16 protein-coding genes are annotated in these 16,972 nt (G+C 49.6%); 9 read left to right on the top strand and 7 right to left on the bottom strand.

From position 1 onward, the window contains the following. The 3 genes from GOV87_RS19380 to GOV87_RS19370 all read left to right on the top strand — a co-directional run. The coding region (locus tag GOV87_RS19380) for an autotransporter domain-containing protein (protein WP_217360909.1) at nucleotides 1-1,022 on the top strand (1,022 nt) is incomplete at its 5' end. Nucleotides 1,023-1,399: 377 nt separating this feature from the next. After that, entirely contained in the window at nucleotides 1,400-2,947 is a 1,548-nt protein-coding gene (locus GOV87_RS19375) for a hypothetical protein (protein ID WP_171212870.1), read from the top strand. 84 nt (nucleotides 2,948-3,031) lie between these two features. Beyond that, complete coding sequence (locus GOV87_RS19370; protein WP_171124830.1) at nucleotides 3,032-3,979, top strand: cation transporter; 948 nt, start codon at nucleotides 3,032-3,034, stop codon at nucleotides 3,977-3,979. A gap of 25 nt (nucleotides 3,980-4,004) precedes the next feature. Here the strand turns inward: GOV87_RS19370 and GOV87_RS19365 are convergent, their stop codons facing one another. Then, nucleotides 4,005-5,387, bottom strand: a complete 1,383-nt coding sequence (locus GOV87_RS19365; protein WP_171212869.1) for a phospholipase D family protein — start codon at nucleotides 5,385-5,387, stop codon at nucleotides 4,005-4,007. Between the two features lie 641 nt (nucleotides 5,388-6,028). Between GOV87_RS19365 and GOV87_RS19360 the strand changes: the two genes are divergently transcribed. The 3 genes from GOV87_RS19360 to GOV87_RS19350 all read left to right on the top strand — a co-directional run bounded on the left by GOV87_RS19360 (nucleotide 6,029) and on the right by GOV87_RS19350 (nucleotide 9,309). Then, a complete protein-coding gene (locus GOV87_RS19360; RefSeq protein WP_171212868.1) occupies nucleotides 6,029-6,907 on the top strand; it encodes a hypothetical protein in 879 nt (292 codons plus the stop codon). Further along, nucleotides 6,904-7,668: a hypothetical protein gene (locus tag GOV87_RS19355; RefSeq protein WP_171126987.1), complete on the top strand. Its 765-nt coding sequence runs from the start codon at nucleotides 6,904-6,906 to the stop codon at nucleotides 7,666-7,668. The genes GOV87_RS19360 and GOV87_RS19355 overlap by 4 nt, the downstream gene beginning before the upstream one ends. A 300-nt stretch (nucleotides 7,669-7,968) precedes the next feature. Continuing rightward, the gene (locus GOV87_RS19350; RefSeq protein WP_171212867.1) at nucleotides 7,969-9,309 is read left to right on the top strand and encodes a mechanosensitive ion channel family protein; all 1,341 of its coding nucleotides are present in this window, start codon (nucleotides 7,969-7,971) and stop codon (nucleotides 9,307-9,309) included. A gap of 33 nt (nucleotides 9,310-9,342) precedes the next feature. Here GOV87_RS19350 and GOV87_RS19345 read toward each other — a convergent pair whose 3' ends face one another. Continuing rightward, a complete protein-coding gene (locus tag GOV87_RS19345) occupies nucleotides 9,343-10,041 on the bottom strand; it encodes a hypothetical protein (RefSeq protein WP_170484325.1) in 699 nt (232 codons plus the stop codon). Between the two features lie 98 nt (nucleotides 10,042-10,139). Then, the gene (locus GOV87_RS19340; protein WP_170484327.1) at nucleotides 10,140-10,634 is read right to left on the bottom strand and encodes a hypothetical protein; all 495 of its coding nucleotides are present in this window, start codon (nucleotides 10,632-10,634) and stop codon (nucleotides 10,140-10,142) included. Between the two features lie 547 nt (nucleotides 10,635-11,181). Between GOV87_RS19340 and GOV87_RS19335 the strand changes: the two genes are divergently transcribed. The 3 genes from GOV87_RS19335 to GOV87_RS19325 all read left to right on the top strand — a co-directional run bounded on the left by GOV87_RS19335 (nucleotide 11,182) and on the right by GOV87_RS19325 (nucleotide 13,654). Continuing rightward, nucleotides 11,182-11,937, top strand: a complete 756-nt coding sequence (locus GOV87_RS19335; RefSeq protein WP_171212866.1) for a transporter — start codon at nucleotides 11,182-11,184, stop codon at nucleotides 11,935-11,937. 305 nt (nucleotides 11,938-12,242) lie between these two features. Continuing rightward, entirely contained in the window at nucleotides 12,243-12,914 is a 672-nt protein-coding gene (locus GOV87_RS19330) for a hypothetical protein (RefSeq protein ID WP_371813545.1), read from the top strand. A 227-nt stretch (nucleotides 12,915-13,141) separates the two neighbouring features. Then, nucleotides 13,142-13,654: a hypothetical protein gene (locus GOV87_RS19325; protein ID WP_171212864.1), complete on the top strand. Its 513-nt coding sequence runs from the start codon at nucleotides 13,142-13,144 to the stop codon at nucleotides 13,652-13,654. 62 nt (nucleotides 13,655-13,716) lie between these two features. Here GOV87_RS19325 and GOV87_RS19320 read toward each other — a convergent pair whose 3' ends face one another. From GOV87_RS19320 to GOV87_RS19305, 4 genes are all read right to left on the bottom strand, one after another. Beyond that, a complete protein-coding gene (locus tag GOV87_RS19320; protein WP_171126980.1) occupies nucleotides 13,717-14,721 on the bottom strand; it encodes an AraC family transcriptional regulator in 1,005 nt (334 codons plus the stop codon). Between the two features lie 160 nt (nucleotides 14,722-14,881). Continuing rightward, entirely contained in the window at nucleotides 14,882-15,412 is a 531-nt protein-coding gene (locus GOV87_RS19315; protein WP_171212863.1) for an outer membrane protein, read from the bottom strand. Between the two features lie 9 nt (nucleotides 15,413-15,421). Then, on the bottom strand, nucleotides 15,422-15,904 hold the full coding sequence (locus tag GOV87_RS19310) for a hypothetical protein (RefSeq protein WP_171212862.1): 483 nt from the start codon (nucleotides 15,902-15,904) through the stop codon (nucleotides 15,422-15,424). Between the two features lie 136 nt (nucleotides 15,905-16,040). Beyond that, entirely contained in the window at nucleotides 16,041-16,955 is a 915-nt protein-coding gene (locus GOV87_RS19305; protein ID WP_171212861.1) for a helix-turn-helix domain-containing protein, read from the bottom strand. Between the last annotated feature and the right edge of the window lie 17 nt (nucleotides 16,956-16,972).

Genomic DNA, 16,972 nt, shown 5'->3' with positions numbered 1-16,972 from the left:
TACAGGCCGACGATGCACTAACAATCAATTTGGACCAGTCAGATGAGGCTGCTCAGTGGTGGGGGCAAGATTGCATGGCAATAGCTAGGTTATCGGTGCTAATTTTGGTTTGCAGCATTGCAGCGAACTCTTCGATGGCTCAATCACTCGATGACGGAAGCGGGTATGATGTGCGCGACAACATCAAGGGAGCTCTTGCAATTCTGGGAATATCGGCTGCACCAAATGAGTCAGCCAGCGTCCTTTTATTGGACAAAAATGTCCAAAACGGCGATGACTATGACCTTCGAGGCGGTCAAATAGGGGGCGGTTTCAGGGTTTCAGAAGACATTCCGGTTTACCTGGAAGGATATATTGGGTTCACCAATTATGACCCGGAGTTTTTGTTGTCTGGGGTCAGCACCAGCACAAGCATATTGTCCCATTGGACAAGTGTAGCCGCAACCGGCGGAGTGGGTTGGCAATTTGACATTAACGAGAACTGGAAAATTCGTCCGATGGTCAATTTTTCTATTGGCCGGGTTCAGAGTGATAGTTCCGTTGCTGCCCAGGTTATTAGCAGCATTCTGGATGCAGATTTGGATTTTCTGAGTGACGGGGGCATAACGGCGCTGGGATATGGTGGATCCTTAGTTGCCGAATTTAATCGCCGTTGGGCGAATGACTATGAACTCGATCTGCGATTTAGACATACGCACATCATTCTAGAACCGCTGGACACCGATCTTGTAGGTCAGGCCGAGGCGATATCAACCGTTGCCTGGTCCCGGATCAGAGTGCCGACAGGTGTTCGGGTGTTCTCCCAGCCCACGCGTTGGGTTGGCGAAATTTCGGCCTCTTATATCCCAGGCGATCAGGGAATCGTTTTGGACAGTGAGTGGCTTGCCCAGTTGGGCGCCGGGATTGAGCTGGACCTGTCCAAAAACGACTCTGCCTGGGTCGAAGAACTGCGCCTTATGGCTCGTGTTGCGAAAGGCGACAATATTGAAGGTTACTCAGTCGGTGTAGCCATAAAATTCTGAGATCAGGGACCTGACATTCGGAGGATTTCTGAGCTTCCGTTGGATGAAGTTCGGATTTCCTTGAAGTAGTGCCGCCCGCGGTTCGGGAGAGATTGGTACGCTCGGTTTGGACCGGCCTCCCGTAATGAGTCTGAACCGGATTGTCTTGCCACATGTCTGTGGAATGCGCGCTTGAAACAGCCGTTACCAACACCGCAAGGGTGACAATCACCGAAATTGTCCATCTGTACTTCATCAAAAGCCTCCTTCGGTATTACCCGTTTTCCAAGATGGCTTTCAGTTAGGAATGTGATGGGATTGGTGGGAGGAAGTAACATGTTGCTATACAGTAATTTACATTGGCAAACTTGAAGACGTGACGATGCAGGAGAATTGCCGTGCCAGAAAAATTTGACAAAGCGAATATCCTGAAACAGCTGGAACGCATTGTAACATCCGAAGACTTTGATGGCAGCGCGAGGACAAAATCGTTTCTTGAGCACCTTGTTCACCGTGAGCTTGAAGGGCGCGGCGATGAATTAAGGGGAACCGCCCTGGCTATGGATGTTTTTGGACGAGGTGCTGACTTTGATCCCAATGTGGATCCGATTGTCCGTATCGAGGCTGTCAAATTACGCAAAGCGCTGGACTATTATTACCTGACCTCGGGGGCCAATGACCTGGTGTCTATAGCTATCCCCAAGGGGCAATATCGCCCGCAGTTTGAAAAAAATTTTGCTAAGGAAAAAACGCAAGGGAAATCGCTGGTAGACGGTGCTGGATGGCCAATTTTGGGCATCTGTGCCTTTTCCGGATCAGATACGATACGTGCCCGGTTTTTTCGCGATGGTTTTCCCGAGGAACTGGGGCTTGAGCTTGCACGATTTGCCCATATCCGCGTTCTGACGGGGTATGATGACGCGCCTTCGGACGATACTTCGGCGCACTTCATACCGCATTGTGACTATGTTCTGGACGGATCAGTGAGGGACGCCCAATCCAGCCTGCGTCTGATTATGCAACTTAAAAGAGCTAGTGATGGATCAATTTTGTGGTCTGATCGGCGCGATTTTGATCCGGACAACATGGACTGTTTTGATTTTCAGGAACAAGTAGCAAAAAAATGCGCGGTGAAAATAGCCGACGCTTACGGAGTTGTCGCCACGGATGCACTAGAGCGTTTCACAAGTCGCGCAACATCCGGGCAAAGTGCATATCAGGCTTTATTGGCTTTCCATGCTCACCTGCGTACATCCAGATCAGGCAGCTTACAGCAAATGATGAATCTTGCTCGGAATGCCACCGAAAACAATGACTCCGGAGGTTTGGCCCATGCCTTGGTTGCGCTGGGGTATGTGGAGGAAGTTGCGCTCGGCCAAAAACGCCTGAGTGCGGTATTGGAACAAGGGAAGGCCCATGCAGAAAAGGCTGTTGCGCTTGAACCACAATGTCAGGAAGCCTTGTTTGCTGCGGCTATTTACGCGCAGATGGCTGGGGACAGTCCACGGTTTGAGCGCTTGATCGGCGCCGCGATACAGGCCAATCCCAACGGTGCTTTGTTGATCGCATTAGCAGGAGCATGGTTGGCGCTTGTGAGCGACACAAAGTTGGGCGGCCAAATGGTACGGCAGGCTTTGGACATTAATCCACTGTTGCCAATCTGGACGAATATCACCTTGTGCCTCGAGGATGTCGAAAATGGAGATTACGCATCGGCCTCAGAAAAAGTGCGCCTGATTGATGCCCGTGAACATGCAGGTGATTGGCTGTTGATTGCTGCTATTCACGGACTGGCAGGCGAGGCTGAGTTGGCAGACGATGCGCTGTCGAACTTTCCATCCGATCAATTTACGCTCGACGAATATCTTAGCGATCTCCCTTATGCAGCCGGCGTTGTGGATTTAATACGGAGAGGCACAAAGCACTTGGCTTCGGATGAGATGTGATACTAGCGGAATTGGTACTAGGGCCGGACCATTAACGTGCGGGCGTCGTACGATATCCAGAGCTTGGGAACTTAGGAACGGGTTATGAATTCTTCGACTGTTGAAGGTCGGCACGGGTTGGAAAGCCGCGCCATGAATGTGGGAATGGCCGGAAATTTGTTCATGGCTGCGGCTGGGATTGTAGCCGCGTATTATTCCCATTCTCAGGCCATTCTGGTGGACGGGCTGTTTTCACTTATCGGCTTTACTGCTGCCGTTTTCGGAAAACGGGTGGCACGTAATGCGCAAAAGAAACCGGACAAATTTCGCCCCTATGGGTATGCTGGCGATGAAGCGCTGTTTACCACCTTCAGATCGCTGTCTTTGTTAGGATTGGTGGTCTTCGCGATTTCCAACGCCGCCCTGAGCATTGCGGGATACCTGAACGGAGAAGCCCAACCGGAGTTGGTGTTTGCTCCAATGGTTGGGTACTTTGTTGTTGTCGGTCTTACCTGTCTGTTGCTTTGGGGGTTTCACACCCGGTCATGGCTGAAGACCGGAAAGCAAAGTGACGTTCTGCGGCTGGAAAAGAAAGCGGCCGCATTTGACGGCATCATCACCTTTGCTGCTGCAGTTGGACTTTTGGGCATTCATTTCTTCAAAGATGGTTTTCTGGCACCAATTGCGCCTGTCGGGGACTCAATCATAGTGCTTGTTCTATGTGCGACCGTCATCGTGCAATATTTCAGGGACTTTATGTCAGGCGTGCAAGAATTGGCAGGGGCGACTGCGGCACCTCAGCACATTGCTGCGGCACGCAGGGCCGTGCGTAACACATTGCGCTCAGATGGGGGCACACTAATTGATCTGTCCGTATCGAAGCTGGGGCGTGGTTATACTATTATGGTTTACTATGATCCGCAGCATCCGTGCCTGGCCGCGCAGATTGACCAGCTTACGTTGCAACTCCAAACGGATCTTTCGGCTATTTTCGATTCGCTGGATGTTATCGTGGTCGTGTCTCAGCAGGGAAGGGTTTTGGAACCTGCTTGAGCTGGAAGTTTACTGAAAACCGGCATCAAAGTTGGCTTTCAATCGGAAGCCAACCGGACACTTTAGCAACCAGTTTACGCCAGATCCCTGCCGACGGTTCTTGGGGCAATAGCTTGCTGTTCTTTGACGCTGTTTCTTCCCATTGAAGTATTCCGGCGTCACTTATCGACACCTTGTAGGTGTAGATCGGTAGAGCCGCATCTAGTTGTTTTTGGATTTCTTCGGCAAGGCTAGGGCTGCGGATCAACATTCCGATTTCCGAGGCCTGCCGAATGGACCTTGGATCAACATTTGCAGAACCCACAAAAACATAAGCCTCATCTATCAAAGCAATTTTTGTGTGAAGGGTCAGCGGTATTTCCGCGCCCTCATTCGAACGCGATGTACTGGCACGAACCTCAAAGAAGTTTACTCCGGCCAATAACAGGCGTTTACGATACCTTGCATAATGGCCATGGGTGTAGGGATGGTTGGTTGAGGCAAGAGAATTTGTCACTATCGTAACATCAATGCCGTTTCGGACCAGCTTTTCCAAATACTCCGTGCCGTACTCCTCGGGTATAAAGTAAGGGGTCACTACCGTGATACTACTTTTCGCACGTCCCAGGCTGTTATAAAAGGCATCCCCTACCGCAAAAGGCCCGATGCCAGAAGGCGTGCGAAGTTTCTTAGGATCATCGGCCACGATACGCGCGCGACCAAAGTGGACAGGCACCTGACCATTCTCGAGCTTTCTAATATACTCAGAACCCAGCGCCCGTTCATAAATAGAAACTTCTTGGTCCAGAGCGCGTGCTTGAAACTGTTCATATGCTTCGCTCAGAGGCGCAACGTCACCATCGTGTACGATGGCAAATGGCAAGGACCAGGCGTCGTTCCAATATGTGTCAAAAGTCTCGGACAATTTTTGAACAGGATAGCCAGCGACAAAGAGATCGAAATCCGCAAAGTCGTATTGCGTTCCTATGCTGAAATATTCGTCTGCAATGTTTCTGCCGCCGATGATCGCAAAACTGCCGTCCGTGATCGTCACCTTGTTGTGCATTCGGCGGTTTACTCGGGCGAAATCCAACAGGAAATTAACAGCCGCGGTACTGTTCCGGGACAGTGGATTGAAAACGCGAATTTCCACATTTGGATGTGCGTTCAAGGATGCGATCTGATCATCACGTGCTGTCGTGAAAACATCGTCGAACAGCAGCCTGATTTTCACTCCACGTTCTGCCGCGGAATACAGGGCAAGCCACATCAGCGAACCGGCCAAATCGGGCTTGATCAGAAAAGTTTGCAAGTCAATTGAGCTTTCCGCCGTTTCGATCATTCGCAATCGCGCTCCGAGCGCATCATTGCCATCGAACAAAGGTGCCATTGCCATCGACTGTCTGTCGGGACCAGTCAGATCAGACACGATTTGCTGAGCGCGGGTTCCGTCTGCTGGGATGGCACGGGAACTCAACTTCGGTGTATCGAACGGAACATAGGTACAGCTGCCAAAAATTAGCAGCAGACAACATCCAAGGAGAAGTTTTAGTGTAACCCTCATACGTAATACCTGCTAGGCAGTAGCAGCTGCGGCATGAACTTGACGGTGCTTAACCAACTTTTTTGACCCGGAGAAATCAGGCCCGAATGGTTGGAGGAATGCAAGTCTGGTCGCAAACTCAAGGTGTTTTCCGCGATCATCAAACAGCACCCCAAATTAATGTTCAGCACCCACCAGTTTGACCCTTTGAATTGGGTCGGGTCGCGAGGATAGGCTAGGACATCACCATGTCAATTGTTGCGGTTTCGGTTGTGGTTTGGGTTACGGCAGAATGTGAGAAAATGTGGACGGTGGACACAGATGCCTCCGCAACACGGTAGTACCTGAACCAACAGATCATCTTTTCACGTGTGGATTCGGGTTTTGGGAATTGTTTTGATTTGAGGGCAGTTACTTTGTTGAAGCAAACTCAAGGTCAGGCGGATCGCCGATTTTTCTCGACTAGCCAATTGGTCTCAACTATTTCATGTAGAATGGTTTTCACCTTCAGGACAGGATTACGACGTTTGTCTAACTTGGTCATATTCGACAAAGTGAAACGGGCAGCACCAGTCATGATTTTAGTCTTTGTTCTATTCACCATACTTGGAGCTTGTGAACGTGAAAGACCTAAACCGTCAGGCGATCTGAATCCTCAGAGATTGTTGGCCGCCGTAAAGAATGGGGAGGGAATTGACCCGTCGAAATACAAAGGCGACATCGAATTTCTACTGCCCAGTGAAGTCCCTGTCGGCAATGAGGTGTTTAATGTTGCATTTTTCATAGGGTTGAGCCCTGCGACCGAAACCCGCCTACGTGTGACTGCCATGGCTGACCTGAGGGCAATTCAGGCACGGTTCCCGGAACTGGCATCAGGGGTCTATGACGATAGTTGCTCGCGAGAAGTGTCGGTTAAGATCCATGAGACGGAGGCGATCGAAGATCACGTCGAATTGCGCGGATCGATGTTTGTTCGATTTTTTTCCTGTAGCCAGAATGCTTCGGGCGAAGAACGTGGAGGTCTTTGGCTGACGCAAGAAATCGACACCAAAGCCAAGGTCGAGGCTTTCGTCGAAGCACAATGTGTACGCTTTTCTGTCGTTGAGCTTGAATTGGATCCTAGGGGATTTACAGGCTTTATCGCAAAAATGTTTGGAGTAATTGAAGAGGCACGTACAGAAATTCTCGAACAAGCCGAGAACTATTTTGATGCCAACCCAATTTGCCTGACGGTTCCCAAGGAACTGAAGCCGGTGTCACCGAAAGCCACACTCGTCCGAGCGCTTGAAATTGGTGAAGGTGGCATTGGTGCTGAAATTCAGGGGTCGATCGACACGGACGCAACCACACTTGTCAACCTGCTCAGCGTAATGGAGCTGAGCGATATTATTGAGGGACAGCAATGAGGTACACACATTTTGCGGTGTTTCTCTTTGGCAGCATCGGCCTTGTTTCCCATTCCGCCGCACAGCAAGCAGAATTTGACATAGAGGACACTCTGGTCGTCGGCGCAACAGAGATTGATTACGGTCTCAACCTGATTATGACGGCGGTTTCACCAACTCGTGTTGGTGTCGAAGCCGTGCTTGACTTTAGCGATCTGCAGACCCGATTGCCTGACCTGCTAGCTGAAGAGCCGATCCTGGACTCTTGCGGCAGCCGAACCGACCTCAGTGAGTTTGTGGTTGAGGCACAAGGCGAAATTGTCTCTCTCAGTGGGAAACTTGATACTCAGTTCTTTGAATGCACCAAAACAAGGGAGAACGTCTTTGCGCGTGGCGATCCGACAGATAGGTGGATTTTTGGTTTCTCGGCTTCAGCTACAGCTCGGTTTAGCGACAAGTGTGTCACATACGAGCTTGTAGACGCAGTTGTTCAACCCCTTGAGCAATTGCGGGATATTGAGGGGTTCGTCGAAGATGTCGAGGCACTGCGAGCTATTTTGTTGGAAGTCGCCGGGCGCTTTTTAAGCGAACGACCTTTTTGCCCGGCTTTTCCCGAGGAGTTCGAGCCTTTGGATCCGGTGTATGAATCCGGCGGTCCACGTGAAATAGGAGATGGCGGTTTAGGAGCCTATCTTAAGGGATCCATTGATACCAGCACTGCTACAATCATAGGAATACTGCACGTGCTACAAGAGGAAGGCGTTATTCCAGGCCCTCCGTAACTCATATCGTGTTCGCTAAGAATATGTATTGTCTTCAAACCACTAACGATAACCGCAGTTAGCCACTATCGCTCATTCAGCCCTATCCAACGGGGATACATCACGAACACTCAATCAAAGAAAATCGCTGGTTCGAGCTATCTCTCTACAACAGAATTGTGGAAAAATTCTTTCATAGTAAGGTATTGATAAGTTGATGCACTTCGCCCCTAATCTGAAGGACCAGTCAACGCGATAGGAATTCCTGCAGTAGGCGTGCCATTGATTGCGAAGATGGACTGAACCCGTGTGAGCGAATACATGACGCAATTCAATCTCTGGAATGTGGCCAGAACAACGGCTTCAATAGTAGCTTCCGTTTTGTCTTTTGCGTTGCTTTCGTCTTTGTTTATTGAGGAGGCACGAGCACAACAATTGGATCATTTGGATCCGTATCAGCACTCAATTTCTATTTCGAGTGATCCAAGTGTACACGAAAAAGTACTCGCTCGGCATTTGGTTGCGTTGGGCGTAGAAGATCTTACAGAAATTGCCGACATTTGGCAGCGCCGCGTCCAAACTAATCTGGCTAGAATAGCCGAGGGTGTAACACGATTGGAAACCGTGGCAGATGATCAAGTCCCTGAACTTGTTGCAGAAATCAAAGCGGTAAACCAAGAGAATATAGGTTACTTTCAAAATTACATGATCGTGGTTTACGCTTTGGCCCGCAAAGGTGGACCAGAAGAAGAAGTGAAAAAACACGAGGACTTCATCTGGGGCTTCATAGGTGAACTTATGCTGTCGTACCAATGGATCACAATCGCACATCTATCTTGGGACTGGGTGCGATCTGGGAAAGGCGGGCTTAGGGCGCTAAGCGGTTTATTTCAAGCGATTTTAGTTCTGATCGCGGCTTTTATTCTCGGGAGCATCCTAAAAAGAGTATCTGGCAGATGGCTCCGGAATCGAGATGATGAAAATGAAGTTGCGGCAGTCGTAGTGCCGAATATTATTCGCTGGGCCGTTTTACTACTTGGATTTCTTTTAGCCCTGTGGGGCCTAGGCGTAAATATAGGTATCACAACTGCCGTTATCGGTGGCTTTGGATTTCTGATTGCCTTTATGATGCAGAATCTTTTTCAAAGTGTGATTGGTGGTTTTCTGCTTCAAGCAACTAACCCCTATTCAAAGGGAGATGTTATTTCAATTAATCAGATCATGGGAACAGTTATCGACGTAAATGTGATTTCGACAAAGCTCAGAACTTTTGACAATCGCCTAGTTCAGATTCCAAATCAGACCATCTGGCAGGGGTCTATGGAAAACCTTACCAAGTACCGTGTGCGGCGCGTCGATCTTGTGTTTGGGATCGGTTATAAGGATGACATAGAAAGCGCAAAAGCGGTCCTTAACGAGATGGTGGTAGAAGATGAACGTTGCCTCAGAAACCCGGAAACCCGGATTTTTGTCGGTGAATTGGGGCCTTCATCCGTGAACGTTTTTTGCCGGCCATGGGTGAGAACCGATGACTACTGGGATGTACTTTGGGATCTGACAGAGATTGGAAAGACACGCTTACAGAACAAGGGCATCTTTATCGCATATCCGCAGATGGATGTGCATGTTCACACCGGAGATGAATCTCCGTCTGCTGATTGAACGAAACCCTTAATGGGCTTCTCGTGTCCAATTTCAAACCAACCCGGACCCGGTCAAAAAGTACTTAATCGCGTCAACGATGTAAGCACACCCTAATATTCCAAACAGAAGTGGTACAAGCCAAGACGCGGTAATGCTGATGAATCGGTTGAATGACTTCAGCCTTTCAACGATTGAGCCCCCCATTAGTTTGTAAGCCAGCGGAGCCAACAGAAATGGAATGGCGAAGGCGATATTGTAGAGCAGCAATCCGGCAAGCTTGGACTGAACGCTAAAACGATACATTTCATTGATGAAACCAAAGTAAGGAACCGCGAACGGTATCCCAACCAAGCAGATGCTTGCGCCCATGACGAATGACGGCAGAACTCCATCTTTCTGCCGGATGGCTTCAGACTTGCCCGATTGCTTTTTCATTGAAGCATTTATGCTTAACGTAAATGCAAGTGTAAGAAAGACTATTCCCAGTAGAAACCCAATTACAAAGTAAATTGGTATCGGATTCACGAATGTATCAATGACAAAGTCTACCACCGGAGCAATGAACTCTGCCAACCCGTAAACTATCAAAACTCCAACCAAAAAATATGCAGCCGTATGCCCTAGTATCAGTGCAAGACTGCTTGCAATCGGCTTCGCGCCGGTTAACGCGATAGCAGTCGCTGCCAAAAGGACTGGGCTGACCACGTCAACAAGCAGTATAGGTATTGCAATGATCCATATATCATTCATCTAATAGCGCCTTTTGGTTTTATCGTAGCAGCGCCGCAACCGTCATTTATTGGTTATGAGTCCTGACCCTAGTGTTGAGCTTTCAGGGCCAACAAGCATCATTCGTACACCGTGTTCTTTCTGCGCTCGAAGAGGGAAAGAATATGTGCCGCAATCACCATTACCAGCCAAATCAAAGACGAGCTGATATTTTCGGCAGCGGCAAGTGGCAAAACCGCAAACCCAAATAATATTGAAACGAGATCACTTGCCTGCCAGCCATCGGAAAGGAGGTCAGGCAACAATCCAAAAAAGCTGCCGAACGCGCCTGCAATGAATGTTGACAAAAGTCCGCCAACCAATGCTGTGACCCATCCTCCAACGCCTGAACGACCAAACATTGGAGCGAGCAGAAACCCCATGAAGGCCCCACCTATGGTCATTGCGATAACATAGCGTATCACAAGCCCGAAGTTCTGTTTTGCCCAATCGTCACCCAACCCGCCGGGAAGGTCGCGAGAAAGGAAGAGCAGGAATAAACTGGCCCCAATCACGGCCATTACCAATGTTGTTGCTCGTCGTGGTGCTTTTTTTGGGGATTTTGCGACTGTCATTCAATCGGTCCAATTCGAGTGGGATTTTGAAGGGCGCGAAGGGAAGCGGCTCTGTGGTACGGTATTTTCGCAGATACTGGTCAAGCGTATCAATGTACTTGTTAGATCATACGATAAAACGCGAGCGCGAGGCTAATGGACGGGCAGGGGAAATGTATCCTTGCATAACAACCTGGAACTGTAGCGCACATATGTCGCTGTGAAATGCTCAGGCGCTGCTCAATCGTTTCAAACGGAAACAGTTGACGACCGTGGCGAGCAAGTCACCGCCTATTAACAAATAAACAAATATGACTATGATCGCCTTACATAGGCGGCGGGGTGCTCCATTATGAAGTGGTTTTGGAATGTTCTCACATCTACAAAATCAGTATGTGTATTTTTTCCTGTTTCGACACATGTTTCGGCAGTCCTCGGCACTCTGACATTCATTGCAGTTTCGATTATCGGCGGCACGGCAGCGGCTCAATTTCCAATTGCAGGAAATTACGGGCTGGGTGCCGGACTGGGACAAACCTCTGCTGTTTTGCCACCCCAGGGAACCAGGGTGATCGAAAACGGGTGGATCAACTACGACATCCAACGATATGTCGATGATGACGGAAATGACATCGGTGCATCGACGCCAACAGTCAACGCGGCCCGGTTGACTTTCAGATATGTTTTTCGGGAAGTCAGGATACTGGGTGCCGATTATGGGGCAGGCGTCGTCCTGACATACAGAGATCAGGTATTACGGCCTGAACCTGGATCAGGGACAGATTATCATCTGGGAGACACAGTTATCACACCGATCGCGCTGGGGTGGCATCACAATAACTGGCACTTTCAAACGTCCTACACCTTTTGGGCCCCAACCGGAGAATTTGAAGCGGGTGGAAGCACCAACACCGGCAAGGGTCTGTGGAGCCACATGCTGTTCGTAGGATCAACATGGAAGCAGGATGCAAGCCTGCCTTGGGCGGCAACGTTTCAGGCACGTTACGAAACGTTCGGACGCCAGAAAATCACCGATATTCGCCCAGGTGACGTCCTGTCATTGGAGTTTGCTTTCGGAAAAGAAATCGCCCGGGGCTTCAATCTGGGGCTTTTAGCAGCAAGGTCATTCCAGGTTTCAAGGCAAAGCGGGACGCCCGGAGGTAATCCCTCAAAATATGAGATCAATCTGGTCGGAGCCGAAGGTGTTTGGAAACCCAAGGCCTTCCCAGGTGCTCAATTCGCTTTGCGCATAGGGAAGGAATTTGACAACCGAAACACGACGGAAGGCTTCGCGACCCTGCTGTCGCTTGCCTACGCATTTTAACCGGTGTGATGGGGTCATTTGGTAATACGTTTACCTTCATGGGCAAAATGAGATTAGATCGTGCCTGCGCGGTGACTTTGGCTATGGGTGTAGGCTCTGCAGCGACAACGCAAAGCACTGATCCAGATGCCTCAGAAGCCGCGGCACGCGCAGCATTGTCAGTTTTGAGTATTGCTGCCACGCCAAACGAAACAATGACCTCTTTTTCTTTTCTGAGGGCGACTGGCGACACAAAAAGCCTTAGATCAACCCAGCTCCGAGGCGGGTATCACCCACTCGAAAATGGCCTATATCTTGAAGGGCTTGTGGCTTATCAGAAATACAACCCGGTGCTTTTCTTTCCAGAAATTGCACCTGGTGTCGATGTAGACGTAACCTGGGCAAGCGTGGCGGCAACCTTCGGTGTAGGCTGGGAATTTCCGTTAAAAAATGACTGGCGCATTCGTCCGGTCGGGCATGTATCACTCGGCCACGTTACGGCTGATGCTTCAATTATCGACTTCCCGTTGCTTCCAGTCAATTCGGGGTCTGCGGATTCAGTTGACGGAAACCTGAATGCACTGGGCCTAGGGGCATCTGTCGCCGTATTCAAGGAAGCACAAATTGGCCTTTGGCAGGCAGAATACCGATTGCGCCAAACGTTTCTGGAGTTTCACCCAATTGACGAACCACAGGCCGGTGGGGCCAAGGCCAGCTCCAACCAAACGACGCTATTTTCTCGCCATCGCTATCCTTTGAAGGATGTCAGGTTCTTCAACTTGGCCACTCTCCTCGTTCTGGACGCTGGGCTGGTATATTATCATGGGGATGCCGCAAAGGTTCTGGACACTGATTGGTTGGCAACTGCCGGCGTCGGCATCGAGATTGACACAAGCCGAGCTGGTATTCCATCGGTGCAAGCCGGGCGGATCATGCTGAATGGTGTAATCGCCGAGGATTTTGACGGATTTTCCATAGGCTTGGGCCTCAGGTTTTAGCGTCGCGCTCAACTTCGAGCTAAAGATAATGTTCGGACGTAAGATTCCCTGATGGAATCCAAATCTATAAATCTTGTAAATTTTTTGCGATTTACCTCAGCTTGGCAGATAAAACGAAAATTTTGGCTCATTTTCAAATGAGGAACCGGATCGCCACCTCCAATATTGGATCACAGTACCTTTTAAGGTGCGTTGCCAATTGCAGATACAAAGTCGGAGCGTCAGTCATGAAGACCGAAGCGATCAGTGCCGTTGAAGTAATCAGCATGCATTTGAACAGACATTATGAAGCCGACCAACGCGCAGATGCCGTGGTCGAAATGCTTCTTGAAAATGAAATCTCCAGCTGGGACTTTTGGCCCTTGTTGCAAATCTTGTGGGGTGGGTTTGAAAAAATCGACCACACTATGTTTGTTCACGCTATGGGAGCAGAAAAACGTAAATCAAGTTGGGCTCCTACCGCTGAGTGGCGCCTGCTTCCCAGGGAAATTTCGATATTTCGCGGGCAAAGTCTTGGTAAAGAAGTTGGACTATCTTGGACAACCAGCTTTGACGCTGCATTGGATTATGCGACCAGGTTTGGTTGTCTTACAAACAAAACTCCGGTCATTCTCGAAACCAAAATTTCAAAACATGCAGTGGCTCTCGTCATCGATGATTGCGACCAGAACGAATTTGTTTTGTGGAAAGCACCGCAGATTTCAGACTGCGCGATCACCCCGGTTCCGTCGATTCACTAACCTGTAAGGGGTGCGCCCCAATCGTGCCCCGACAACTAATGTAGACGGCAATACAGGGCCTTTCAGGTTTTTTGCAGTTGAAACTGCCGCGGTGTTAAACCTGTCCAGCGCTTGAAGGCAGTTGAGAATGCCGCCTGTCCCGCAAAGTCCAGATAAAACGCAATCTCACCTATTGTGAAGCCGTCTTTCAGATATGTTTGGGCAAGATCGCACCGGATGTCATCGACAATTTGGCGAAATTTCAAACCTTGCTCGCTTAGACGCCGCGATAGTGATCGCGAGCTGAGCCCCAGATCGGTTGCTACCTGTTGTAGATTTGGAATCCGCCCCGGCAGTTCGTTCAGCAATAGGGCTTCGACCCTATTGCGGATGCCCGACTTTCGGCCCACCCTCTCTTTCAACAGGTTGTCCCCGTAATCAGTTAGATGCTTTTTAAGAGCCGGGTCGTAGCTTGGAATTGGCAGATCGAGAGATGAAAGCGGTAAGATAACTTCTGTTCTTTCGGAGCCAAAGGAAATGGCGCAGCCAGCGGCTTTTTGTATTTCGGGCCCTGCGGATTTGACTACATGCTGAAACCGAACCTCTAATGGGTAGAGTTGGGTTTTTGTGATAATGCGCACCAGAGAGATCGCCGAGAAGATAAGAAACTCGGTCCTCCTGTGAAATTTAGTGAGACCTCCGTCAACGATTTGCAACTGAAGGGAGGCATGATTTCCCGATACAACAAGGGAATAGCCAATTGTGTCATCAATCAAAGCGCCATAATATGATGCATTTTCAATCGCTTCTCTTAGATTTTGTGAATACTTTAAGATGTACCAAACGATGTCTCGCGGTGAATTGAAATCCAATCCGGCGATCGTAGCAAAGGCTGGCATCTTTAGGTGATCGCAAGCCAGGCGGACAAACTGACCTTCTTTGTAAGGGTCAATGAGTTTCGAAGGCTCACTCAGATCGCTGCGCGTCAAACCGGAGTCCTGTAAAGCGTTTTTAAAGGCACGGGCATCTGACAGCCGTTCCTCGAACATCCTGGCAAAATGCCGTAGCCATGCGTTATCGACGCCCATGAGCATTTCCCTTTAAGTGCGCAGCGGTCCTGATGCGGGATAATACTCGATTGTTTGTGGGCGGCAATTCGTGTGCCACTTGACGACGCTCTTACATTGCTAAACCCCGGCTAATACATTTCTTGCGATTTGCCGGGGCCAGGTTGTGCAGGGCTGAGCGTCAGAAGCGGTAGTTGACCCCAAACGTAGCAGTTGCCGTTTCCAGGTCGAACTCACCATCGGAATTGTCAAACCTTTCTTGTGTGATCTCACCAAATATCGAAACGCCGTCAGATAATCGGTGTTCCAGTCCGGCACCAATTGAAGAACCCCAACGGTCATTAACGTCTCCGCCCCAGACGTATGCGGGCCCGGCGGTCACGTAGGCAAAGGTGTTGCCAAAGGCATATCCTCCACGCAGCCTGATACGCGTGAGTGTGTCTGGATCGCCGCAATCACAGGCGAAGTTTAGATGGTTGGCGTCGATTGCGATGCCCCCCACCCAGTTTGAGGCTTCCCAATCTCGCCCGAGTTGAAATCCGATAAGACCATTGTCATGGCTTAAGCCATTTTCAAGCTCTCCATAGCCGAACTTCATGCCGATGTAGCTGTTGTTCCAATCGGCGGCCATGGCCGGCGCGGCGAATGCTGCAAGAATAATTGTCAAAATTGCAGCTGGTATGCGGTGTTTATGATTGTATTTTGCGGACATCGGTTTGCCTCACTGAACAGTATGGTTGAAAGGGGAAGAAGACGAGTTTGCGTACAAAGGAAAGACAAGATGCTGATCCTTCGATGCTTCCAACTTCCGTTTTTCTACCGAACGCTCTCTTTTTACCTGCTCCACCGCGTCATCAAGTTGCGACGGTTCTGAACTGGTGAGGTCCAGTAGATAATCCGATATTTCCGGGAGCACCTTGTACCAGCTGGGGTATTCCAACGAGAATTGTGCGAAAATACTCATCGTGAACTTGAACAGTCGCTCAGAGCTGAGTTCGCGGGATTCACGCGCAGCCCAAAGCAGGGTTTCCTTCATTGCGTTTTCGAAGGCGACTTGCGCAGTAAAAGTACCGTTAAGTTCGATACGGATTTGATATTCGCGCGCCCGCTTCAATTCTGCGGCCCGCATAACCAGATTTTGAGCTGCTGCGGTTGTTGAGGGATGGAGAGCCCGCAGCGTAACAAGTTTCTTGTAGTTGGACATCTGATTGCTCCACTCTTCGTTTCTGCAATTCAGATATCGGTACAGAGTGGAGCAATTAGCAGGTAATTTACGGTATTATAACAGTTTGAAGAGACGCTAATAGATTGTTAAATATGGCTTTTATCATTCCTGCGAGTCAGGATCGCTTAACTGTTTCAATCGGTGACTCTCCAAAGAACCGACGATAGGCAACAGATGTTCGGCCAAAGTGATTGAAACCTGCTTCCCCAACAAGTTTAGACACGACACCTTTCTCATATGGCGTATTTAGAAGCAGCGATCTGAGGCGATGCAATCGAATAAGTGTCTGAAATTTACCCGGACCAAGCCCTATCTGTTTTTCGAACGCAGCGTATAGCGACCGCCTGGGCACCCCAAGCAAGCGACAAAGTTCCTGAATAGTTATTCCGGCATTGTTATCGTCCATCAGAAGCGCTTCCGCGGCAGTGACGATTTTCCAATGGCCATGATCCGATTTGCTGAAAACCTCTTCACGACCCGAACAGAAAAGGGCATCGCCCATCAGGCGTTCAAGCTCTTGGGCAAGCGCATTGAACACAGGATTTGGATTGGTTGCGGATTTCGACTGACCCAGGATCAAGCAAGTTTCCAAAGAGCGTATATAGCTGTTCAGGGCGTCAGATTTTGTCAGCCGAATGGGCGCACCAAATTCTGTCCACCCTCGGTGTTCGGCAACTGCCCGAGGTACCTCCAACACATAGATTTGTGTCCCAGCCTCGACCACGTAATCAAATTCTGTTGGCCTCAGGCCCTGCCAGCAAACAATAAATGGGGTTTGGTACAAAAGCCCCTGAAAACGGACTGGATCACCGTGTGGGAGAACAAGACCATAGTAGATTGTGCCGCGGTACTGAATTTCTTGGTACCGCATGCGTGTGAAAATAGTCTCAATATGTATGCCCACTTCTGCAAACATTGCGCTTTGCCAGGTCATTCGTGGTCCCGCAGGGCAAAGCGCGGTCGCGTTGAACTCCACGTCATTATAGACAGGCAACTCTTCAATCGAGCGGATCTCGGCGCTCTGGTACATGACACCTCTGACTGTTC

Source organism: Ruegeria sp. HKCCA5426 (genome assembly GCF_013034585.1).
Lineage (GTDB): Bacteria > Pseudomonadota > Alphaproteobacteria > Rhodobacterales > Rhodobacteraceae > Ruegeria.
This window is presented reverse-complemented; position numbering and strand designations above follow the sequence as displayed.